Below are 20,564 nucleotides of genomic sequence, written 5' to 3' on the forward strand. Positions count from 1 at the left end.
GGGCTGCGGCCCGGACACGAACTTCCTTCCAGAACGAACCGAGAGCAGGAACGAGACATGGCGGAGCTGACGATCTCGTCGGACGAGATCCGCAGTGCGATCGAGAAGTACGTCTCCAGCTACTCCCCGGAGGTCAGCCGCGAGGAGGTCGGCGTCGTCACCGATACCGGTGACGGCATCGCCCATGTCGAGGGCCTGCCTTCGGTGATGACCGAAGAGCTGCTGGAGTTCCCCGGTGGCGTCTACGGCGTGGCGATGAACCTGGAGGCTCAGGAGATCGGCGCGGTCATCCTGGGCGAGTCCGCGGGCATCGAAGAGGGCCAGGAGGTCAAGCGGACCGGCAAGGTGCTGTCCATGCCGGTCGGCGACGGCTTCCTCGGCCGCGTGGTGGACCCGCTGGGCGAGGCCATCGACGGCCTCGGCGAGATCAAGGCCGAGAGCCAGCGCGCGCTGGAGCTGCAGGCCGCCACGGTCGTGCAGCGCCAGGGCGTCGCCGAGCCGATGCAGACCGGCATCAAGGCCATCGACTCGATGACTCCGATCGGCCGCGGCCAGCGCCAGCTGCTGATCGGCGACCGCAAGACCGGCAAGACCACGGTCGCGGTCGACACGATCATCAACCAGAAGGGCAACTGGGACAGCGGTGACCCTGCCAAGCAGGTGCACTGCATCTACGTCGCGATCGGCCAGAAGGGCTCCACGATCGCCGGCGTGAAGAAGTCCCTCGAGGACGCGGGCGCGATGGAGTACACCACCATCGTCGCCGCCCCCGCCTCGGACTCGCCGGGTCTGAAGTGGCTGGCGCCGTACGCGGGCTCCGCGCTGGGCCAGCACTGGATGTACCAGGGCAAGCACGTCCTGATCGTGTTCGACGACCTCACCAAGCAGGCCGAGGCGTACCGCGCGATCTCGCTGCTGCTGCGCCGCCCGCCGGGCCGCGAGGCCTACCCCGGTGACGTCTTCTACCTGCACTCCCGCCTGCTGGAGCGCTGCGCGAAGCTGTCGGACGAGATGGGCGCCGGCTCGATGACGGGTCTGCCGATCATCGAGACCAAGGCGAACGACGTGTCGGCCTACATCCCGACGAACGTCATCTCGATCACCGACGGCCAGTGCTTCCTGCAGTCGGACCTGTTCAACTCCGGTCAGCGCCCCGCGATCGACGTCGGCATCTCGGTGTCCCGCGTCGGTGGTTCCGCGCAGATCAAGGCGATGAAGTCGGTCACCGGCTCGCTGAAGATCGACCTGGCGCAGTTCCGCGAGCTGGAGGCGTTCTCCGCGTTCGCGTCCGACCTGGACGCCGCGTCGAAGGCGCAGCTGGACCGCGGTGCCCGCCTGATGGAGCTGCTCAAGCAGGGCGCAGGCGACCCGCTGCCCGTCGAGGAAGAGGTCGTGTCCCTGTTCCTGGGCACGAAGGGCCACGTCGACACCGTTCCGGTGAACGACGTGCGGCGCTTCGAGTCGGAGTTCCTCGCCTACCTGCGCCGGACCCACGAGTCCGTGCTCAAGGACATCGTCGAGAGCAAGAAGCTCTCCGACGACGGCCAGCAGCTCATCGTGGACTCGGTCGAGGAGTTCAAGAAGCAGTTCACGACCTCCGACGGCACCTCGCTCACGCAGGAGGCCGACGCCGAGGCGATGGACGCGAACGCGGTGGGCAAGGAAACCGTCCAGGTCAACAAGCCCGCCCCGAAGAAGTGACCGGGTAGCCATGGCCAATCTTCGAGAACTGCGAGACCGCATCCGGTCGGTCAAGTCGATCCGGAAGATCACCAAGGCGCAGGAACTGATCGCCACCTCCCGCATCATGCGGGCCCGGACCAGGGTCGAGGCGTCCCGGCCGTACGCGGCCGAGATCACCAAGTCCCTGTCCGAGCTGGCAGGCGCGAGCTCGCTGGACCACCCGCTGCTGGTGGAGCGGGACAACCCGAAGCGGGCCGCGGTGCTCGTGGTGACCAGTGACGGCGGCCAGTGCGGCGGCTACAACTCCAACGTGCTGCGCGCGGCGGAGGAGCTGCAGAGCCTGCTGCGCGAGCAGGGCAAGACCCCGGTGCTGTACGTGATCGGCCGCAAGGGCGACGCGTACTACCGGTTCCGCCAGCGCCCGGTCGCGGCCAGCTGGACCGGCTTCGCCGAGAAGCCCGCCTACTCGGACGCCGCCGAAGTGGGGGAGACCCTGGTCAAGGCGTTCCTCGCGGGCGCCGACGACTACCTCGACGACGGCGGGCCGGACGGTACGCTGGGCGTGGACGAGCTGCACGTGGTGCACACCGAGTTCGTCTCGATGCTGACCCAGCGGCCGACCGTCACGCGGATCGCTCCGCTGGAGGTCGAGTACTCCGACGAGCCGAAGAAGCCGCGGTCGGTGTACGACTTCGAACCGGACGCGGACACGTTGTTCCGCGCCCTGCTGCCGAAGTACATCAACACCCGGATCTTCGCCGGGCTGCTGGACTCGGCGGCGTCCGTCTTCGCGGCGCGTCGTACCGCGATGAAGGCGGCCACGGACAACGCGGACGAACTGATCCGCAACCTCAGCCGTGAGGCCAACCAGGCCCGCCAGGCCCAGATCACCCAGGAAATCAGCGAGATCGTCGGTGGTGTCGAGGCGCTCTCGTCAGCAGGAAGTGAGTGACATGACTGCGACTGCCACTAGCACGGCTACTGGCACCGGCCGCGTCGTCCGGGTTCTCGGCCCGGTCGTGGACGTCGAGTTCCCGCGCGACCAGGTGCCCGACCTCAACAACTCCCTCACCGTGGACATCACGGCCGAGGCCATGGCGAAGACGCTGACGCTCGAGGTCGCCCAGCACCTCGGCGACAGCGTGGTGCGCTGCGTGTCGATGCAGCCGACCCAGGGCCTCGTCCGGGGCGTCGCGGTGCGCGACTCCGGCGAGGGCATCTCGGTGCCGGTGGGCGACGTGGTCAAGGGCCACGTGTTCAACGCCCTCGGGCACTGCCTCGACGAGCCGGGCTACGCCTCGGACGCCGAGCGCTGGTCCATCCACCGCAAGGCCCCGGCGTTCGACCAGCTCGAAGGCCGCACCGAGGTGCTGGAGACCGGCATCAAGGTGATCGACCTGCTCACCCCGTACGTGCAGGGTGGCAAGATCGGCCTGTTCGGCGGTGCCGGTGTCGGCAAGACGGTGCTCATCCAGGAGATGATCCGCCGCGTCGCCAAGAACTTCGGTGGCACCTCGGTGTTCGCCGGCGTCGGTGAGCGCACCCGTGAGGGCAACGACCTCTGGGTCGAGATGGCGGAGTCCGGCGTGCTCGCCGACACCGCCCTCGTCTTCGGGCAGATGGACGAGCCGCCGGGCACCCGCATGCGGGTCGCCCTGTCGGCGCTGACCATGGCGGAGTACTTCCGCGACGTCCAGAACCAGGACGTGCTGCTGTTCATCGACAACATCTTCCGGTTCACCCAGGCGGGTCAGGAGGTGTCCACCCTGCTGGGCCGGATGCCTTCCGCGGTGGGTTACCAGCCGACGCTGGCCGACGAGATGGGTGAGCTGCAGGAGCGGATCACCTCGACCCGCGGCAACTCGATCACCTCGATGCAGGCGATCTACGTGCCCGCGGACGACTACACCGACCCGGCGCCGGCGACCACCTTCGCCCACCTGGACGCGACGACGGAGCTTTCCCGGCCGATCTCGCAGATGGGCATCTACCCGGCGGTCGACCCGCTGACCTCCAGCTCCACCATTCTGGACCCGGCCGTCGTGGGCGACGAGCACTACCGCGTCGCTCAGGAGGTCAAGCGGATCCTCCAGAAGTACAAGGAGCTGCAGGACATCATCGCCATCCTCGGCATGGACGAACTGTCCGAAGAGGACAAGGTGACGGTGCAGCGGGCGCGGCGCATCCAGCGCTACCTGTCCCAGAACTTCTTCGTGGCGAAGCAGTTCACCGGCCAGGACGGTTCCTTCGTGCCGGTGAAGGAGACCATCGAGGCGTTCGACAAGCTCTGCAAGGGCGACTTCGACCACTACCCGGAGCAGGCCTTCCTGTCCATCGGTGGTCTGGAGGACCTGGAGCAGGCCTACAAGAAGCTCACCGAGAAGTGAGCCCCGGTCTTCGCCGCGGTGCACCACCGCGGCGAAGACCCACCGGCAGCGGGTCGGGGTCCGGTCACGGGCCCCGGCCTTCTTTTTCGCCCTTCCCCGAGGAAGGGAACCTTCCGGTCACCCGTGACCGGAAGGTTCCCCTGCTCGCACCCCTCCGGATGTGACGCGGCCCTGCTCGGCCCGTCACCAGGGCCCGCCTGGCGTTGGCTAGACTGCGGGCTGTACACCCGACAAAGGAGACGCGCGTGGCCAACATGTCCGTCCAGCTGGTCGCTGTCGAGCGCCGCCTGTGGTCCGGTGAGGCGACCACCGTCGTGGCCCAGACGACCGAAGGCGAGATCGGCATCCTGCCGGGGCACGAGCCGCTGCTCGGCCAGCTCGTCGAGGGTGGCGTCGTGAAGATCACCACGACCGATGGCGACACCGTCACCGCCGCCGTGCAGGGCGGATTCCTGTCCGTCACCGCCGATGGCGTCAGCGTCCTCGCCGAGTCGGCCGAACTCGCCCAGGAGATCGACGTCGCGCAGGCCCGCGCCGACGCCAAGAGCGACGACGAGGAAGCGCGCACGAGAGCGCTGAGTCGACTTCGGGCGGCCGGGCAGTCGGTCTGACGGGCCGCAGAACATGGGCTCCGCGGGCGTGTGGTCGATCATCGTTTCCGGGCTGGTGCTGCTCCTGGCGGGCGCGGCCCTGAGCGTGGTGCTGGCCGCGCGTCGGCGGTTGCAGCAGTTGCGCGCCGGCGGGATCGACGTGGCGCTGCGGCTGCGCACCGACGACCGCGGGCGGGGCTGGCACCTCGGCGTCGCGCACTACCGCGGCGAGGAGTTCACCTGGTACCGGGTGCTGAGCCTGCGTTCCGGCCCGAACTGGGTGGTGAACCGCCGGGAGGTGGAGATCGCCACCCGCCGCGAGCCCTCGGCGTCCGAGGTGTACGCGCTGCCGCAGGCGGCCACCGTGCTGCACTTGACCGGTCGCGGCGAGGAGATCGAGGTCGCGATGGGCGCGGATGCGCTCACCGGCTTCCTGTCCTGGTTGGAGTCCGCTCCGCCCGGGCGTTCCGTGCCCTGGGCTTCCTGAGCCCGCAGCGTCCAGCGCCCCTCTTCGGAGGGGGCGCTTTTTCGCGCGCCGGGTCCGGAGGAAGGGAACCTTCCTGTCACCGGTGACCGGAAGGTTCCCTTCCTCGCACGTCGCTCGCGGCGCCGCCGCGCTGCCGGAGCGGAAGCTCGGCGGCCCCGGCCGGGCGAGCTGCTGGGCCACCGCGGGCAGGCGCGTGCGGGCGTGGATGACGCGGCCCGGCGCGCAGTCGAGCCGTCCGTTCCGGCCACCGGCCGGGCGGGTGGCTGGCGGTGCGGGCTCCGGCTCGGAAAGACTGGCCGCATGATGGACGCGACCCCGGACAGCGGCCGGTTCACGATCACCGCCGAATCGATCGCCGGTGCGGACGCCACCGCCGCGCTGGAGCAGTACGTGGCCGAACTGGCGCAGGTGTTCCCCGCCGGGTTCGACCCGGGGCGGGCCGCCCCGCCGGAACCCGGCGATTTCGCTCCGCCGCACGGCCGTTTCCTGCTGGTGCGCGAGGCGGGCGGTGCGGTGCGGGGGTGCGGCGCGGTGCGCGTGCTGGAGCCGGGGGTCGCGGAGATCCGGCGCATGTGGATCTCGCCGGTGCTGCGCGGGCGCGGTGCGGGCCGGGCGCTGCTGGCGGAACTGGAGCGGTGCGCGGGTGAGCTCGGGTGCGGGGTGGTGCGCCTGGACACGGCGGCCGAGCTGCACGCGGCCCGCGCGCTGTACGGGTCCGCCGGGTACGCGGAGATCCCCGCCTACAACGACAACGAGTACGCCCGGCACTGGTTCGAGAAGGCGCTGAGCTGAGTTCCGGCCGACCGGGCGGGGCGGAACGCGCGAGTTCGGCCGGGAGCCCCGGTTCCGCTCCTCGGACGAACGCCGGGTCGCCGCTGAACGCTCCCTAATCTGGTCGCATGCACATCGAAATCGCCGAGTTCGACCATCCCGACGCGCAGCGGCTGATCGAGGAGGTCCAGCAGGAGTACGTGGGCCGCTACGGGCACCGGGACGAGACGCCGATCGACTCCGCGCAGTTCAGCGCCCCGCGCGGCACGTTCCTGCTCGGCTACCTCGCGGCGGAACCGGTCGCCATCGGCGGCTGGCGGGTGTACGACCCGGCGGAGCCGGAGTTCGAGGACGGCGACGTCGAGCTCAAGCGGATGTACGTGTCGCCCGGCGCGCGGGGCCGCGGCCTGGCGCGGCGGCTGCTCGCCGAGCTGGAGGAGCGGGCCGCGGCGGCCGGGCACAAGCGGATCCTGCTGGAGACCGGGAACCGGCAGCCGGAGGCCATCGCGCTGTACCGCTCGGCGGGCTACTCCGGCATCCCGGCGTTCGGCCCGTACCGCGGCGATCCAGGTTCGGTGTGCTTCGCCAAGCGGCTGTGATCGGTCAGGCGCCGCCGCCCGGGCGCCACAGCACGTCACCGTCCGGGTTGGCGACGCGGGCGAGGATGAACAGCAGGTCGGAGAGCCGGTTCAGGTACTTGGCGGCGAGCGCGTTGCTGCGCTCGGCGTCGACCTCCAGCAACGCCCACGCGGAGCGCTCCGCCCGCCGCGCCGTGCACCGGGCCTGGTGCAGCAGCGCACCGCCGGGGGTGCCGCCGGGGAGGATGAACGAGTTCAGCTTCGGCACCTGCGCGTTGTACTCGTCGCACCAGCCTTCGAGCCGGTCGATGTAGTCCTGGGTGACCCGCAGCGGCGGGAACTCGGGGTTCGGCACCACCGGGGTGGACAGGTCGGCGCCCACGTCGAACAGGTCGTTCTGCACGGTCCGCAGCACCTCGACGATCGCCGCGTCGAAGCTCGCGGTGGCCAGCGCCACGCCCAGCACCGAGTTCGTCTCGTCCACGTCGGCGTAGGCGACCAGCCGCGGATCGGTCTTGCTGATCTGCGAGTTGTCCGAGAGCCGCGTGGTGCCGGCGTCGCCGGTCCGGGTGTAGATCTTCGTCAGGTGTACGGCCATGCCTTCCAGCGTAGGTGCTGCGCGCCGGTTGATCGTGGGATGAAGGGAACCTTCCGGTCACCGGTGGCAGGAAGGTTCCCTTCATCGCCCGGCCGCGGCCCGGCGCACCCGCCACGGACGGGGCGGCGCCCGGCCCGTAACCTGCTGTTCGTGAGTGAGCACTTCCGCGTGCACGGCGGGGCGCGCCTCGTCGGCGAAGTCGATGTGGTCGGCGCGAAGAACAGCGTGCTGAAGCTGATGGCGGCCGCGTTGCTGGCCGAGGGCACGACGACGATCACCAACTGCCCGGAGATCCTGGACGTCCCGCTGATGGGCGACGTGCTGCGCAGCCTGGGCTGCGAGGTCGCCATCGAGGGCCGCACCGCGTACATCACGACGCCCGCGGAGATCAGCCACGAGGCGGTGTCGCCGTCGATGGGCAAGCTGCGCGCCTCGGTGTGCGTGCTGGGCCCGCTGGTGGCGCGGTGCCGCAAGGCCGTGGTGACGTTGCCGGGCGGCGACGCGATCGGTTCGCGTCCGCTGGACATGCACCAGAGCGGGCTGCGGCAGCTCGGCGCGACCAGCCACATCGAGCACGGCGCGGTGGTGGCGGAGGCGGAGAACCTGCGCGGCGCCCAGATCTGGCTGGACTTCCCGAGCGTGGGCGCCACGGAGAACATCCTGATGGCCGCGGTCCTCGCCGAAGGCACCACGATGATCGACAACGCGGCGCGGGAGCCGGAGATCGTCGACCTGTGCGTGATGCTCCAGCAGATGGGCGCGAAGATCGAGGGCGCGGGCACCTCGACGCTCACCGTGCACGGGGTGACCTCGCTGAAGGCGGTGGAGCACCGCGTCATCGGCGACCGCATCGTCGGCGCCACCTGGGCGTTCGCCGCGGTGGCCACCCAGGGCGACATCAAGGTGCGCGGAGTGGATCCGCACCACGTGAACCTGGTGCTGGAGAAGCTGCGCAGCGCGGGCGCCGAGGTCGTGGTGGGCGATGAGGAGTTCCGCGTGGTCGCGGACCGCCGCCCGCTGGCCGTGGACTACGTGACGCTGCCGTACCCGGGGTTCGCGACGGACCTGCAGCCGATGGCGCTGGCGCTGTCGGCGGTGGCCGACGGCACGTCGATGATCACGGAGAACCTGTTCGAGTCCCGCTTCCGGTTCATCGAGGAACTGGTGCGGATGGGCGCGGACGCGCGCACCGACGGGCACCACGCGGTGGTGCGCGGGTTGGAGCGGCTCTCCAGCGCCCCGGTGTGGGCGTCGGACATCCGCGCCGGGGTCGGCCTGGTGCTGGCCGGGTTGTGCGCGGACGGCGTGACCGAGGTGTGGGACGTGTTCCACATCGACCGGGGTTACCCGAACTTCGTGGAGAACCTGCGCAGCCTGGGCGCCTACATCGAGCGCGTCACGGACTGACCGACCGGCGGCCGGACTCCTCTCGGCTCAGCAGCTCGCAACGGCTCCGCGGTTCGGCCGTCGCGGAGGTTCCGCCACCCGAGCACCACGTGGCCGAAGTGGGGCCGGCATCAGCCGCTCTCGAAGGCCACCCGGAGGCCCAGGGCGATCATCACGGTGCCGGTGGCGCGTTCCAGCGCGAGCTTCACCTTCCGGCGGCTGAGCAGTTCGCGCAGGCCGCCGACCAGCCAGGACGCCAGCCGCCAGTACACCAGCGCCACGGCCAGGAACGCCACGGTGAGGATCATCGAGGTGAGCGCGCGCGGTTCGCCGGGCGAGATGAACTGCGGCAGCAGCGTCAGGAACAGCAGGATGATCTTCGGGTTGAGCACGTTGCTCACCAGGCCTTGCCGGAACGCCGCGCGCCGCGTCAGCCCCCCGGCGACCGGCTGCGGTTCCGGCAGCGCCGCCGCGGGCGCCTCGTGCCGGTTGCGGATGCTCTTCCACAGCGTCGTCGCGCCGAGCCACACCAGGTAGGCGGCGCCGCCGAGCTTGAGCGCCGTGTAGGCGACGGCGGAGGCCGCCAGCAGCGCGGAGAGCCCCGCCACCGAGATCGCCGCGTGCACCAGCAGACCGGCGCAGCAGCCGAGCCCGGTCCACCACATCCCGGTCGAGCCGCCGCGGATGCTGTTGCGCAGCCCGAGCGCCATGTCCGGCCCGGGGGCGAGGGTCACCACGATCACGAACAGCACGAAGGGCACGAGTTGAGCGGGCACCAGCGCAGGATAAGGAGCCGGGGCGGGTTCCGTCACGTGATCCGGTGCCGCCGCGACGGGCGCCACAGCGGCCCCGGGGCCGAAACCGGTCAAACACCCCGTTCGTGCAAGCAGAGCAGCTGGTAGGCGGCGACGGACTGGGCGTCGGTGACCGCGCCGCCGCGGATCATCCGCTCGAACTCGGCGCGTTCGAACCACGCCGCCCGCATGTCCTGCTCCTCCGGTTCCCGTTCGTGCTCGCCCGCGGTGAGCCCGGTCGCCAGGTATGCGCGACCGCGCTGGCTGGACATGCCCGGCGCCACGTCCAGGCGTCCCAGCTCGGTGAGCCGCTCGGCGCGCAGGCCCGTCTCCTCGCGCAGTTCGCGGGCGGCGAGTTCGGCGGTCTCCACTTCGGCGCGGTCGGGCGCGGTGCCCTGCGGGAATTCCCAGCGGCGTTGCCCGAGCGGGTAGCGGAACTGCTCGACCAGGTGAATCCGGTCGCCGTCCAGCGGGATGATCAACGCGTAGTCGGGTTTGTCCACCACGCCGTAGATGCCGTCGGACCCGTCGGGGCGGCGGATGCCGTCCTCCCGGACGGTCATCCACGCGTTGGCGTACACCTCGCGGCTGCTCGTCGTGCGCATGAGCCCATCGTCCACCGCCGCGCGGCACGTCGATCGCGCGGTGCGGGGAAGGGAACCTTCCGGTCGCGAGAGCGGGGAAGGGAACCTTCCGGTCACCCGGCCTCGTTGAGCTTCGACCGCCGCAGCCCGTACCCGAGGTACACGGCCAGCCCCGCCGCCATCCAGATCGCGAAGACCAGCCAGGTGATCCGGTCCAGCCCGAGGATCAGGTAGGCGCACAGCGCGACCCCGAGCAGCGGCACCCACGGCATCAGCGGGGTGCGGAAGGACCGCTCCAGGTCGGGTTTGCGCCGGCGCAGCACGATGACGCCGATGTTGACGACGCCGAACGCGACCAGCGTCCCGATGCTGGTGGCGTCGGCGAGCCTGCTCAGCGGTACCACGGCGGCGAGGGCGGCCACCAGCAGTCCGACGATCATGGTGTTGTGCGCGGGCACGGCCCGGCGGTTGACCGCGGACAGCTTGGCGGGCATCAGCCCGTCCCGGGACATCGACACCAGGATCCGGGTCTGCCCGTACAGCACGGTGAGCACCACGGAGGCGATGGCGACGACGGCGCCGAAGGCGAGCAGCACCGCGGGCCAGCCCTGCCCGGTGACGATCTCCAGCGCGGTGGCCAGCGAGGCGTCCGAGCCGCCGAGCACGTCGGTGCCGACGGCACCGACGGCGGCGAACGCGACGACGACGTAGACGAGGGTGACGATCGCCAGCGAGATCATGATGGCTCGCGGCAGGTCCCGCTTCGGGTTGCGCGCCTCCTCGCCCGCGGTGGAGGCGGCGTCGAAGCCGATGAACGAGAAGAACACCGCGGACGCCCCCGCGGAGATCCCGGCGATGCCGGCGGGCGCGAACGGGGTGAGGTTGTCGGAGCGGAACGCGGTGAGCGCCACGCAGACGAAGAACACCAGCACACCGATCTTGAGCAGCGTGGTGGCGGTGGTGACGGCGGCGCTCTCCCGCACCCCCCGCAGCAGCACGGCCGTGGCCAGCAGCACCACGATGACGGCGGGTACGTTGACGACCCCGCCTTCGCCGGGGGGCGCGGACAGCGCGTCGGGCAGGGTGACCCCGATGGTGCCGCGCAGGAACTCGTTGAGGTAGCCGCCCCAGCCGACGGCGACCGCGGCCACCGAGACGCCGTACTCCAGCAGCAGGCACCAGCCGCAGATCCAGGCGACGAGTTCGCCGAGCGTGGCGTAGGCGTAGGAGTAGGCCGATCCGGAGACGGGCACGCTGCCCGCCAGTTCGGCGTAGGACAGCGCGGAGCAGAGCGCGGCGAGACCGGCCAGCACGAACGACACGACGACGGCCGGGCCCGCGGCGGGCGCGGCTTCGGCGAGCACCACGAAGATGCCGGTGCCGAGGGTGGCGCCGACGGACAGCGCGATGAGCGGCACGAGTCCGAGCGTGCGGTGCAGCGCGGTGTGCGAGCCGTCGTCGGCGAGGCGCTCGACCGGTTTGACTCGGGTGAACAGCTGGGCGTACGACACGGGAACGCACGGTAGACCCGGTAGGACTGGTGATCTTTCGAAGGTTCGCCTGCCCTGAACCGGCATGGGTGCTCGACATCGTGATCGTCGCCCGTACCCTGTGCCGGGTGCGTCTTGTCATCGCTCGCTGCAAGGTCGATTACGTCGGCCGCCTCACCGCGCACCTGCCCATGGCGCAGCGCCTGCTGCTGGTGAAGGCGGACGGTTCGGTCTCGGTGCACTCCGACGACCGCGCCTACAAGCCGTTGAACTGGATGAGCCCGCCGTGCTGGCTCATCGAGGATCCCGGCGTGTGGACGGTGCAGAACAAGGCCGGCGAGAAGCTGGTGATCAGCCTCGAAGAGGTGCTGCACGACTCCAAGCACGAGCTCGGCCCGGAACCGGGCCTGGTCAAGGACGGCGTCGAGGCGCACCTGCAGCAGCTGCTGGCCGAGCACGTCACGACGCTCGGCGACGGGTGGTCGCTGGTGCGCCGCGAGTTCCCGACGGCGATCGGTCCGGTGGACCTGATGTGCCGGGATTCGGACGGTTCCAGCGTCGCGGTCGAGATCAAGCGCCGCGGCGAGATCGACGGGGTGGAGCAGCTGACCCGCTACCTGGAGCTGCTGAACCGGGATCCGCTGCTGTCCCCGGTGACGGGCGTGTTCGCCGCGCAGCAGATCAAGCCGCAGGCGCGGACGCTGGCCGAGGACCGCGGCATCCGGTGCGTGACCTTGGACTACGACCAGCTGCGCGGGATCGAGCCGGACGAGTTCCGGCTGTTCTGATCCGCCACCGGGTGAAACCCGGATTTCGAACGTGTGTTCACCCCGCTGAGTGATGATTCCCGCGGTGGGGCGCGGAACACTGGAGGCATGATCAGCCCAGTGCTCCGCGCTTCCGCTCCTGCTCCTCGTCCTGCCGGCCGTGTCGACGGCCGGTGTTCGGCGTGGCCGGCCGGGTTCGGCGGCCCACCTGCGCGCACCGCTCGCCCCGGCGCTCCGCCGGTGCGCGAACCGGCTCGGTGCGTCTCCGGCGGCTCGGGTTGATTTCCGTTTTCTCCTGTGGACTGGTCCGGTGCGGCGTGGTGGATTCACCGTCCGCGTTGGCTCGGCGTCGGTTCGTGGTGAGTTTCCGGTGCCGCTGCTGCGGCTGACTGTCCGTGATGTTTCCGCTGCTCGGGGGAGTGTTGATACCTCCGAAAGGTGACGCTCAACGAATTGGTATCGGTCCAGTGTGAGTGGTCCCACTGTGCGGTAGTGTCCGTCTGCCGCCGATCGGGTGGTGATTATCGTTGGACTTTGTTGGGTCTGGAGGTGGGGTAGCCGTGGACGTGCTAGCCCAAGAAGAGTTGCGGCTCGATGCCAGTGCGGTCGACTACGTGCTGCTCGCGCTGTACTTCGCGTTCGTGCTCGGAATCGGCTATCTCGCCCGGCGCTCGGTCTCCACGAGCTTGGACTTCTTCCTGTCCGGGCGCGCGCTGCCGGCGTGGGTGACGGGGTTGGCCTTCATCGCCGCCAACCTGGGCGCGATCGAGATCATCGGCATGTCGGCGAACGGCGCCGAGTACGGCATGCCGACCATGCACTACTTCTGGGTCGGTGCGGTCCCGGCGATGCTGTTCCTCGGCATCGTGATGATGCCGTTCTACTACGGCTCGAAGGTCCGCAGCGTTCCCGAGTTCATGCTGCGCCGGTTCGGCAAGCCCGCCCACCTGGTCAACGGCATCAGCTTCGCCGTCGCCCAGGTGCTCATCGCGGGCGTCAACCTGTACCTGCTGGCGAGCATCGTGAACGTGCTGCTGGGCTGGCCGCTGTGGGTCTCCGTGCTGGTGGCCGCCGCGATCGTGCTCACCTACACCGCGCTCGGCGGGCTGTCGGCGGCGATCTACAACGAGGTGCTGCAGTTCTTCGTGATCGTCGCGGCGCTGCTGCCGCTGACCCTGGTCGGCCTGCACAAGGTCGGCGGCTGGAACGGCCTGGTCGAGAAGATCAGCGCCAGCCCGGGCGGGCCCGAGCAGCTCTCGGCGTGGCCGGGTACCGAGCTCACCGGCTTCACCAACAGCTTCCTGAGCGTGCTGGGCATCGTGTTCGGCCTCGGCTTCGTGCTGGCCTTCGGCTACTGGACGACGAACTTCGTCGAGGTGCAGCGCGCCATGGCCTCCAAGAGCATGTCCGCTGCCCAGCGCACCCCGATCATCGGTGCCTTCCCTAAGCTGCTGATCCCGTTCATCGTCATCATCCCCGGCATGATCGCCGGCGTCGCGGTGCAGGAACTCGTCGCCTACAAGGCGACCGAGACCGGCAGCGTGGACTACAACGACGCGATCCTGCTGCTGATGCGCGACCTGCTGCCCAACGGCATCCTCGGCGTGGCGCTGGCCGGTCTGCTCGCCTCGTTCATGGCGGGCATGGCGGCGAACCTGAGCTCGTTCAACACGGTCTTCACCTACGACATCTGGCAGGCGTACATCGCCAAGGACCGGCCGGACCAGTACTACCTGAAGATGGGTCGCTGGGTCACCGTCGGTGCCACCGTGATCGCCGTCGGCACCGCGTTCATCGCCTCCGGTTACTCCAACCTGATGGACTACCTGCAGCAGCTGTTCTCGTTCTTCAACGCGCCGCTGTTCGCCACGTTCATCCTGGGCATGTTCTGGAAGCGGATGACCCCGACCGCGGGCTGGCTCGGCCTGGTGCTGGGTACCGTCTCCGCGGTCGCGGTGTTCGGCCTCTCCGAGGCCGGGGTGCTGGACCTGCCGGGCCAGGGCGCCAGCTTCGTCGGTGCCGGTGCCGCGTTCGTCGTCGACATCGTGGTCAGCGTGCTGGTGAGCGTGGTGACCCGTCCGAAGCCCGAAGCCGAGCTGGTCGGTCTGGTGTACTCGCTCACGCCGCGGACCAAGCTCCAGGCCTCGAACTCGGGTGAGGACGCGGGCTGGTACCGCAAGCCCGGCTTGATGGCGGGCATCGTCCTGGTGATCACCATCGTGCTCAACATCGTCTTCGGCTGACCGGAGGAACCCCATGGCTACTGAGACAAGCAAGCGCACCGCGGGCGCCTTCGACATTCGGCTGATCATCGCCGTGCTGTTCTTCCTGTACGGCTTGGTGCTCACCGTGCTCGGGGCCACCGCGAGCTCCGAGGACGTGGCGAAGGCCGCGGGCATGAACATCAACCTGTGGAGCGGCGTCGGCATGCTCGTCTTCGCCGTCCTGTTCGCCCTGTGGGTCCGGTTGCGGCCCATCGTGGTGCCCGCGGACGTCTCCGAGGACACCGCGACCGAGCACTGACCGGGTCCTTCCCGCCCGGTCACCGGGCGGAACGGCCCGTCCGCGCGGCGTCGTCGACCACGGCTTCGGCCTGGTCGGCGGCGCCGCGTTCGCACGTCCGGGCCCGGGACGCGCGACCGCCGCCGCGCCGACCGAGGTGCGGTCCGGCGGCGGTGCGCCGCGAACCCGGGAGCCCGCTGCCGCGGCCGCGCGGGCGGCCGAGGACTTCGCGCCGTTCACATGCGAACCCGGCATTAGTTCGCAGAACCTGCCGCTGAGCGCGGGATTTCCGTAGGCTGCCGATTCACAACGACCATTGACACGGTGGGAGGCAGCACATGACCCGGACCGCCAGCGGCGAGGCCGAGCCGATGGCCGCAGCGAGCTCAGCGCAGACCACGTTCGACTCGCTCGACCCGCGTACCGGCGAAGTCGTGGGCCGGTACCCGCTGCACGACGCCACCGAGGTCAACGAGATCGTCGAATCCGCCCGGGTCGCCGGGCGGTGGTGGGCGGAGCTCGGCTTCGCGGAGCGCAAGAAACGATTGGACCAGTGGCGCGCCCTGCTGGTGCGCGGCATCGACGAGCTGGCCGGGGTGATCTGTTCGGAGACCGGCAAACCGCTCGACGACGCCCGGCTCGAACTGGTCCTGGTGATCGACCACCTGCACTGGGCGGCGAACAAGGCTGAGAAGGTCTTGCGCCGGCGCAAGGTGGGGTCCGGCGTGCTGATGGCCAACCAGGCCGCCACCGTCGAGTACGTGCCGTTCGGGGTCGTCGGCGTGATCGGCCCGTGGAACTACCCGGCGTTCACTCCGATGGGATCGATCGCCTACGCGCTCGCGGCGGGCAACTCGGTGGTGTTCAAGCCCAGCGAACTCACCCCCGGCGTCGGTCGCTGGTTGGTGGACAGCTTCGCCGAGGTCGTACCGGAGCACCCCGTGCTGGCCCTCACCACCGGATTCGGCGAGACCGGTGCCGCGCTGTGCGCGTCCGGCGTCGACAAGGTGGCGTTCACCGGCTCCACGGCCACCGGCAAGCGCGTGATGGCGGCCTGCTCGGAGACGTTGACCCCGGTGCTGGTCGAGTGCGGCGGCAAGGACGCGCTCATCGTCGACTCCGACGCCGACCTCAAGGCCGCCGCGGAAGCCGCCGTCTGGGGCGGCATGTCCAACGCCGGGCAGACCTGCATCGGCGTGGAGCGGGTGTTCGTGGTCGAGGCCGTCGCGGACCGGTTCCTCGAACTCGTCGCCGAACGCGCCAAGAAGCTGCGGCCCGGCGGTGAGCCGGGTGCCGACCTGGGGCCGATCACCATGCCCTCCCAGGTCGAGGTCATCCGCAGGCACGTCGACGAAGCGCTCGACGGGGGCGCGCGGGCCGTCGTCGGTGGCAAGGACTCGGTGCGGCCCCCGTTCGTGGAACCGGTGGTGCTCGTCGACGTCCCGGCCGGCTCGGCGGCGGCGGTCGACGAGACCTTCGGCCCGACCCTCGTCGTGGAACGCGTGCGCGACGCGGACGAAGGCGTCGAGCGCGCCAACCAGGGGAACTACGGCCTCGGCGGCACCGTGTTCTCGCGGTCCCGCGGGGTGGAGCTGGGGCGGAAGCTGCGGGCCGGGATGGTCGCGGTCAACTCGGTCATCGCGTTCGCCGCGGTTCCCGCGCTGCCCTTCGGCGGCGTGGGCGACTCCGGGTTCGGGCGCATCCACGGCGAGGACGGGCTGCGCGAGTTCGCCCGCCCGCAGTCGATGACCCGCACCAAGTTCCGCATCCCGCTGAACCCGATGAGCTTCGCCCGCTCGAAGGGCACGGTGCGCGCGGTCGTGCGGCTGATCCGCCTCACCCGCGGGCGCTGACGGGCTGAGCACGAGGGCCTCCGGTCACCGCGCCTCGCGTGCGGTGACCGGAAGGTTCCCTTCTTCGCGCCGGTGACCGGAAGGTTCCCTTCTTCGCGCCGGTGACTGGAAGGTTCCCTCCCTCGCGCCCGCTCGCGTCGGTGACCGGAAGGCTCCCTTCCTCGCACCCGTGAGCGGAAGGTTCCCTTCCTCGCACCGGCGGTGCTCGGTGTGCTGGTGCGGCGCGCCGCGTAACCTGCCCGCTCGGAGTGATCGAATGCGCGTCGCGGGCGGGCCGAGAGGTGCCGCGCGGCCCCGGTGGGGGTGAGGATTGTGCGGAGGCGGTCGCGCCGGGCGCGTGCGGTCGGTGCGCCCGAACGTTCCAGCGAGACCGGTCGTCGAGCAGGCGGCGCCGCGGTCGCGATCCGGCGGCGAGGAGAGCAACGGTGAAGAAGATCATCAACGATCCGGCCGCGGTGGTCGGCGACGCGCTGCGCGGCATGGCCGCCGCGCACCCGGAGCTGCTGCGGGTGCGCACCGATCCGGCGTTGATCGTGCGCGCCGACGCGCCGCTGGCGGGCCGGGTGGCGTTGATCTCGGGTGGTGGTTCGGGCCACGAGCCGCTGCACGGCGGTTTCGTGGGGCGGGGCATGCTCACGGCGGCGGTGCCGGGCGCGGTGTTCACCTCGCCGACGCCGGACGCGGTGCAGGCGGCGATCGCCGAGACCGAGGCGGGCGCGGGTGCGCTGCTGCTGGTGAAGAACTACACGGGTGACGTGCTGAACTTCGAGACGGCGGCGGAGCTGGCGGGCCTGGAGGGCACCGACGTCCGCGCGGTGATCGTCGACGACGACGTGGCGGTGAAGGACTCCACGCACACCGCGGGCCGCCGCGGCGTGGGCGGCACCGTCCTGGTGGAGAAGATCGTCGGCGCGGCGGTGGAGCGCGGCGTGGACCTGGCGGGTTGCGAGGCGATCGCCCGGCGCGTGGTGGGGCGGGTGCGGTCGATGGGCGTGGCGCTGACCGGGCCGACCGTTCCGCACGCGGGCTCCCCGAGCTTCACGCTCGGCGACGACGAGGTGGAGATCGGCATCGGCATCCACGGGGAGCCGGGCCGGGAACGCATCCCGATGGAGGACGCGGACGGCCTGGTCGCGAGGCTGCTGGAGCCGATCTTGGCGGACCTGCCGTTCGAGGCGGGCGACGAGGTCCTGCTGTTCACGAATTCGATGGGCGCGACGCCGCTGATCGAGCTGTACCTGGCGCACGGCGTCGCGGAGCGGCTGTTGGCGGAGCGGGGCGTGCGGGTGCGCCGCAGGCTGGTCGGCCCGTACACGACGAGCCTGGACATGCAGGGCATGAGCCTGACGTTGCTGAAGCTGGACGACGAGCTCACCGAGCTGTGGGACGACCCGGTGCGCACGGCCGCACTGCACTGGTGACGAGGACGGGTGAACTGATGGGTTGCACGGCACAGGACGTGATCGCCGCGCTGCGGGCGGGCGCGGCGGTGGTCGCCGATCACCGGGACGAGCTGGTGGAGCTGGACCGGGTGATCGGCGACGCGGACCACGGCGAGAACATGGACCGCGGGTTCCGCGCGGTCGCTTCGAAGCTGGACACGGCGGCGCCGGAGACGCCGGGCGCGGTGCTCAAGCAGGTCGCCACCACGTTGATCTCCACGGTCGGCGGGGCGTCCGGTCCGCTGTACGGCACGGCGTTCCTGCGGGCGGCGTCCGCGGTGGGCGACGCGACCGAGCTGGACGGCATGGCGGTCGCGGCGGCCCTGCAGTCCGGGTTGGAGGGCGTGGTGGCCCGCGGCAGGGCCGAGCCGGGGGACAAGACGATGGTGGACGCGCTGGTCCCGGCGGTGGACGCGGCGACGGCCGCCGCCGCGGAAGGCGCGGGTCCGGACCGGGTGCTGGCGGTGGCCGCGGCCGCCGCGCGCACGGGTGCGGAGTCCACCGAACCGCTCGTCGCCCGCAAGGGCCGGGCGTCCTACCTGGGGGAGCGCAGCGCGGGGCACGTCGACCCGGGCGCCCGTTCGACCGCGCTGCTGTTGTCCGCGTTCGCCGAATCGAGGTCGTGATGGGTGTCGGACTTGTCGTCGTGTCGCACAGCGAGCGGCTCGCCGCGGGGGTGGCGGAGCTGGCCGCGCAGATGGCGCCGGACGTGGTGGTGCTGCCCGCGGGCGGGCTGGCCGGGGGTGCTCTCGGCACCGACTTCGACAAGGTGTCCGCGGCGCTCTCGGACGCCGACTCGGGTTCCGGGGTGGTGCTGCTCTACGACCTGGGCAGCGCGCAGATGACGGCGGAGCTGGCGGTGGAGACGCTGGGCGACCCGACCCGGGCCATCGTCGCCGACGCCCCGCTGGTGGAGGGCGCGGTGGCCGCGGCCGTGGAGGCGCAGGGTGGCAAGGACCTGGACGCGGTGGCGCGCGCCGCGGTCGCCGCCGGGGTCGGGTCGGACATCGAGCAGGCCGCTCCGGCCGGGGAGACGATCACCGAGGAGCTGGAGCTGCGCAACGAGGTCGGGTTGCACGCCCGCCCGGCGGCGTTGCTGGCCCGCAGCCTCGCCGGGTTGCAGGCGGACGTGCGGGTGCGGCTCGGCGACGCGGAGGCCGATGCGGCGAGCGTGCTGGGGCTGATGGGGCTCGGTGCCCGCAAGGGCGACCGGGTGACCCTCGTCGCCAGCGGCGCCGACGCCGGGGAGGCGGTGCGGCGCGTGCTGGAGTTGGTGGAGGGCAACTTCGGCGAGTGACCGGGCCGGCCCGGGAGATCACGGCCCCGTCCGGAAGACCGCGGTCCCACCGGCAAGATCGCGGCTTCGCCGGGAAGAGCGCCGCCTGGGGAACCGCTGCCGGGCCCGGGAACTCGCGGTTTCGCCGGGAAGATCGTTCCCTGGGGAACCGCTGTCGAGTCCGGGAACTCGCGGTTTCGCCCGGAAGACCGCCACCCGGAAAATCGCAGCTCGGGCCGGAAATCCGCGCCCTCGCCCGGAATGCGGTCCACCGGGCAGCCGCCTACGCCCCGTCGCCCGGGCACCGTGCGACGAGTCGAGGCGCGGCGACCGGAGTTCCGCGCGGCCCGCCCCCATCGTCGCGGGAGCGGGTCGCCGGGCGGTTAGGGTGAGCCGATGCCGTCGCGCCCCCGCTTCCGAGGCCTGCCGGTGCTGCTGCTGTCGCTGCTGCTGGCCGCAGGGTGCAGCGGTGTCGCGCAGCAGCTCCCCGAACCCGCGCCGGACCGCGAGTCGGCCGATCGGGCGGCGGCCCTCGGCGATCCCCGCACGGTCGACCCGTGTTCGCTGGTCGACGATGCCGCGCTGGCGCGCTTCGGCGAGGTGCGCGACGCGGGCACCGTCTCGTTGGACTACTGCCTGCTGCGGGTGCGCGCGGACGGCGGTGCCCTCGCGCAGGTGAAGGTCGGCGAACTCGCGCCGGAAGACCCCGGCCAGTCGGATCCGGTGGTGGGCGAGGCCGAGCCGCGCATCGCGCAGGAGGCGCCGCTGCCGGGCCACTGCACCCGGCGGGTGCTGCTCGGCGACCGGTCGGTGCTGGTGAGCGCCGACCAGCTGGCCGGTGCTCCGGGCGTCGAGCTGTGCGGGATGGCGCAGGCGGGTGCCGAGCAGGCCGCCGCCGCCATCCGGGAACACCGGGTGGCGCACCGGAACTTCCCCGCGAACTCGCTGGCCGTGCTGGATCCGTGCCGGGTGCTGTCCACCGACGTGGTGCGGCAGGTCCCGGGCCTGGAGGACGCCGAGCCGGTGGCCGCGCCGGGCGGCCACCAGTGCCAGTGGGGGCCGGACGACGCGTCCGCGCCGCGGGTCCGGCTGGTGCACACGGCCGGTGACCCGCCTGCGGTGCTGCACGGCACGGCGGTCGAGGAGCAGATCGCGGGCCGGCGCACCGTGACCAGCGTCGTCGGTGGTGATCCGGCGACCCCGCTGTGCTCGGCGGAGACCGGGCACCTGCCGTTCGGCCCGGCCGGCGGCGGCCAGGTGGAGGTGGCGATGCTCGTCGTCGCCTACCCGGACGGAACCGGCCTGGACGCGTGCGAGTTCGCGAGGGGCCTCGCGGAGCGCGCCTGGCCCGGGCTGCCACCGCGCTAGGGGCGGCG

The 20,564-nt window shown here is 71.2% G+C and carries 20 protein-coding genes; 16 read left to right on the forward strand and 4 right to left on the reverse strand.

Annotated features, from left to right (window positions below; all coding sequences use genetic code 11):
• The first annotated feature begins 57 nt into the window (after nt 1-57).
• From atpA to H1226_RS05195, 7 genes are all read left to right on the forward strand, one after another.
• The gene (gene atpA / locus H1226_RS05165; RefSeq protein WP_258347559.1) at nt 58-1,701 is read left to right on the forward strand and encodes a F0F1 ATP synthase subunit alpha; all 1,644 of its coding nucleotides are present in this window, start codon (nt 58-60) and stop codon (nt 1,699-1,701) included.
• A 10-nt stretch (nt 1,702-1,711) separates the two neighbouring features.
• Entirely contained in the window at nt 1,712-2,635 is a 924-nt protein-coding gene (locus H1226_RS05170; protein ID WP_258347561.1) for a F0F1 ATP synthase subunit gamma, read from the forward strand.
• A gap of 1 nt (nt 2,636) precedes the next feature.
• Complete coding sequence (atpD, locus tag H1226_RS05175; RefSeq protein ID WP_224956408.1) at nt 2,637-4,070, forward strand: F0F1 ATP synthase subunit beta; 1,434 nt, start codon at nt 2,637-2,639, stop codon at nt 4,068-4,070.
• Between the two features lie 245 nt (nt 4,071-4,315).
• A complete protein-coding gene (locus H1226_RS05180; RefSeq protein WP_224956409.1) occupies nt 4,316-4,681 on the forward strand; it encodes a F0F1 ATP synthase subunit epsilon in 366 nt (121 codons plus the stop codon).
• A 13-nt stretch (nt 4,682-4,694) separates the two neighbouring features.
• A complete protein-coding gene (locus H1226_RS05185; RefSeq protein ID WP_258347564.1) occupies nt 4,695-5,147 on the forward strand; it encodes a DUF2550 domain-containing protein in 453 nt (150 codons plus the stop codon).
• Between the two features lie 300 nt (nt 5,148-5,447).
• On the forward strand, nt 5,448-5,939 hold the full coding sequence (locus H1226_RS05190; RefSeq protein ID WP_258347566.1) for a GNAT family N-acetyltransferase: 492 nt from the start codon (nt 5,448-5,450) through the stop codon (nt 5,937-5,939).
• A gap of 107 nt (nt 5,940-6,046) precedes the next feature.
• A complete protein-coding gene (locus H1226_RS05195; RefSeq protein WP_258347568.1) occupies nt 6,047-6,517 on the forward strand; it encodes a GNAT family N-acetyltransferase in 471 nt (156 codons plus the stop codon).
• A 4-nt stretch (nt 6,518-6,521) separates the two neighbouring features.
• Here H1226_RS05195 and H1226_RS05200 read toward each other — a convergent pair whose 3' ends face one another.
• Complete coding sequence (locus H1226_RS05200) at nt 6,522-7,094, reverse strand: cob(I)yrinic acid a,c-diamide adenosyltransferase (RefSeq protein ID WP_224966742.1); 573 nt, start codon at nt 7,092-7,094, stop codon at nt 6,522-6,524.
• Between the two features lie 150 nt (nt 7,095-7,244).
• Between H1226_RS05200 and murA the strand changes: the two genes are divergently transcribed.
• Nucleotides 7,245-8,501 (forward strand): UDP-N-acetylglucosamine 1-carboxyvinyltransferase, encoded by a 1,257-nt coding sequence (gene murA / locus H1226_RS05205; RefSeq protein WP_224956415.1) that lies wholly within the window; start codon nt 7,245-7,247, stop codon nt 8,499-8,501.
• A 110-nt stretch (nt 8,502-8,611) separates the two neighbouring features.
• Here murA and H1226_RS05210 read toward each other — a convergent pair whose 3' ends face one another.
• The 3 genes from H1226_RS05210 to H1226_RS05220 all read right to left on the reverse strand — a co-directional run bounded on the left by H1226_RS05210 (nt 8,612) and on the right by H1226_RS05220 (nt 11,369).
• A complete protein-coding gene (locus H1226_RS05210; RefSeq protein WP_258347571.1) occupies nt 8,612-9,256 on the reverse strand; it encodes a LysE family translocator in 645 nt (214 codons plus the stop codon).
• An 89-nt stretch (nt 9,257-9,345) separates the two neighbouring features.
• Nucleotides 9,346-9,879, reverse strand: a complete 534-nt coding sequence (locus H1226_RS05215) for an NUDIX domain-containing protein (protein WP_258347573.1) — start codon at nt 9,877-9,879, stop codon at nt 9,346-9,348.
• Between the two features lie 92 nt (nt 9,880-9,971).
• The gene (locus H1226_RS05220; protein ID WP_258347575.1) at nt 9,972-11,369 is read right to left on the reverse strand and encodes an amino acid permease; all 1,398 of its coding nucleotides are present in this window, start codon (nt 11,367-11,369) and stop codon (nt 9,972-9,974) included.
• A 107-nt stretch (nt 11,370-11,476) separates the two neighbouring features.
• On the opposite strand from H1226_RS05220, the gene nucS reads away from it, so the two are divergent.
• The 8 genes from nucS (at nt 11,477) to H1226_RS05260 (ending at nt 20,556) form a co-directional block, all read left to right on the forward strand.
• On the forward strand, nt 11,477-12,136 hold the full coding sequence (nucS, locus tag H1226_RS05225) for an endonuclease NucS (protein ID WP_224956421.1): 660 nt from the start codon (nt 11,477-11,479) through the stop codon (nt 12,134-12,136).
• Nucleotides 12,137-12,675: 539 nt separating this feature from the next.
• On the forward strand, nt 12,676-14,358 hold the full coding sequence (locus H1226_RS05230) for a sodium:solute symporter family protein (protein ID WP_258347576.1): 1,683 nt from the start codon (nt 12,676-12,678) through the stop codon (nt 14,356-14,358).
• A 13-nt stretch (nt 14,359-14,371) separates the two neighbouring features.
• Nucleotides 14,372-14,638, forward strand: a complete 267-nt coding sequence (locus tag H1226_RS05235) for a hypothetical protein (RefSeq protein WP_224956423.1) — start codon at nt 14,372-14,374, stop codon at nt 14,636-14,638.
• Between the two features lie 317 nt (nt 14,639-14,955).
• Entirely contained in the window at nt 14,956-16,470 is a 1,515-nt protein-coding gene (locus tag H1226_RS05240; protein ID WP_224956424.1) for an aldehyde dehydrogenase family protein, read from the forward strand.
• A 425-nt stretch (nt 16,471-16,895) separates the two neighbouring features.
• Nucleotides 16,896-17,891 (forward strand): dihydroxyacetone kinase subunit DhaK, encoded by a 996-nt coding sequence (dhaK, locus tag H1226_RS05245; RefSeq protein ID WP_258347578.1) that lies wholly within the window; start codon nt 16,896-16,898, stop codon nt 17,889-17,891.
• Nucleotides 17,892-17,908: 17 nt separating this feature from the next.
• Entirely contained in the window at nt 17,909-18,538 is a 630-nt protein-coding gene (gene dhaL, locus H1226_RS05250; protein ID WP_258347580.1) for a dihydroxyacetone kinase subunit DhaL, read from the forward strand.
• Nucleotides 18,538-19,209, forward strand: a complete 672-nt coding sequence (dhaM, locus tag H1226_RS05255) for a dihydroxyacetone kinase phosphoryl donor subunit DhaM (protein WP_224956428.1) — start codon at nt 18,538-18,540, stop codon at nt 19,207-19,209. Before dhaL ends, dhaM begins: the two co-directional genes overlap by 1 nt.
• Before the next feature lie 375 nt (nt 19,210-19,584).
• Complete coding sequence (locus H1226_RS05260; protein ID WP_258347581.1) at nt 19,585-20,556, forward strand: DUF3558 domain-containing protein; 972 nt, start codon at nt 19,585-19,587, stop codon at nt 20,554-20,556.
• Nucleotides 20,557-20,564: the final 8 nt, after the last annotated feature.

It is taken from the genome of Saccharopolyspora gregorii, from assembly GCF_024734405.1.
In the GTDB taxonomy this organism is placed as follows: Bacteria; Actinomycetota; Actinomycetes; order Mycobacteriales; family Pseudonocardiaceae; genus Saccharopolyspora_C; species Saccharopolyspora_C gregorii.

Bases quoted from the DNA above. Each gene is read 5' to 3' on its own strand.
- atpA (WP_258347559.1), top strand. From the start codon at position 58: ATGGCGGAGCTGACGATCTCGTCGGACGAGATCCGCAGTGCGATCGAG.
- H1226_RS05170 (WP_258347561.1), top strand. From the start codon at position 1,712: ATGGCCAATCTTCGAGAACTGCGAGACCGCATCCGGTCGGTCAAGTCG.
- atpD (WP_224956408.1), top strand. From the start codon at position 2,637: ATGACTGCGACTGCCACTAGCACGGCTACTGGCACCGGCCGCGTCGTC.
- H1226_RS05185 (WP_258347564.1), top strand. From the start codon at position 4,695: ATGGGCTCCGCGGGCGTGTGGTCGATCATCGTTTCCGGGCTGGTGCTG.
- H1226_RS05190 (WP_258347566.1), top strand. From the start codon at position 5,448: ATGATGGACGCGACCCCGGACAGCGGCCGGTTCACGATCACCGCCGAA.
- H1226_RS05195 (WP_258347568.1), top strand. From the start codon at position 6,047: ATGCACATCGAAATCGCCGAGTTCGACCATCCCGACGCGCAGCGGCTG.
- H1226_RS05200 (WP_224966742.1), bottom strand. From the start codon at position 7,094: ATGGCCGTACACCTGACGAAGATCTACACCCGGACCGGCGACGCCGGC.
- H1226_RS05215 (WP_258347573.1), bottom strand. From the start codon at position 9,879: ATGCGCACGACGAGCAGCCGCGAGGTGTACGCCAACGCGTGGATGACC.
- H1226_RS05235 (WP_224956423.1), top strand. From the start codon at position 14,372: ATGGCTACTGAGACAAGCAAGCGCACCGCGGGCGCCTTCGACATTCGG.
- H1226_RS05240 (WP_224956424.1), top strand. From the start codon at position 14,956: ATGACCCGGACCGCCAGCGGCGAGGCCGAGCCGATGGCCGCAGCGAGC.
- dhaL (WP_258347580.1), top strand. From the start codon at position 17,909: ATGGGTTGCACGGCACAGGACGTGATCGCCGCGCTGCGGGCGGGCGCG.
- dhaM (WP_224956428.1), top strand. From the start codon at position 18,538: ATGGGTGTCGGACTTGTCGTCGTGTCGCACAGCGAGCGGCTCGCCGCG.
- H1226_RS05260 (WP_258347581.1), top strand. From the start codon at position 19,585: ATGCCGTCGCGCCCCCGCTTCCGAGGCCTGCCGGTGCTGCTGCTGTCG.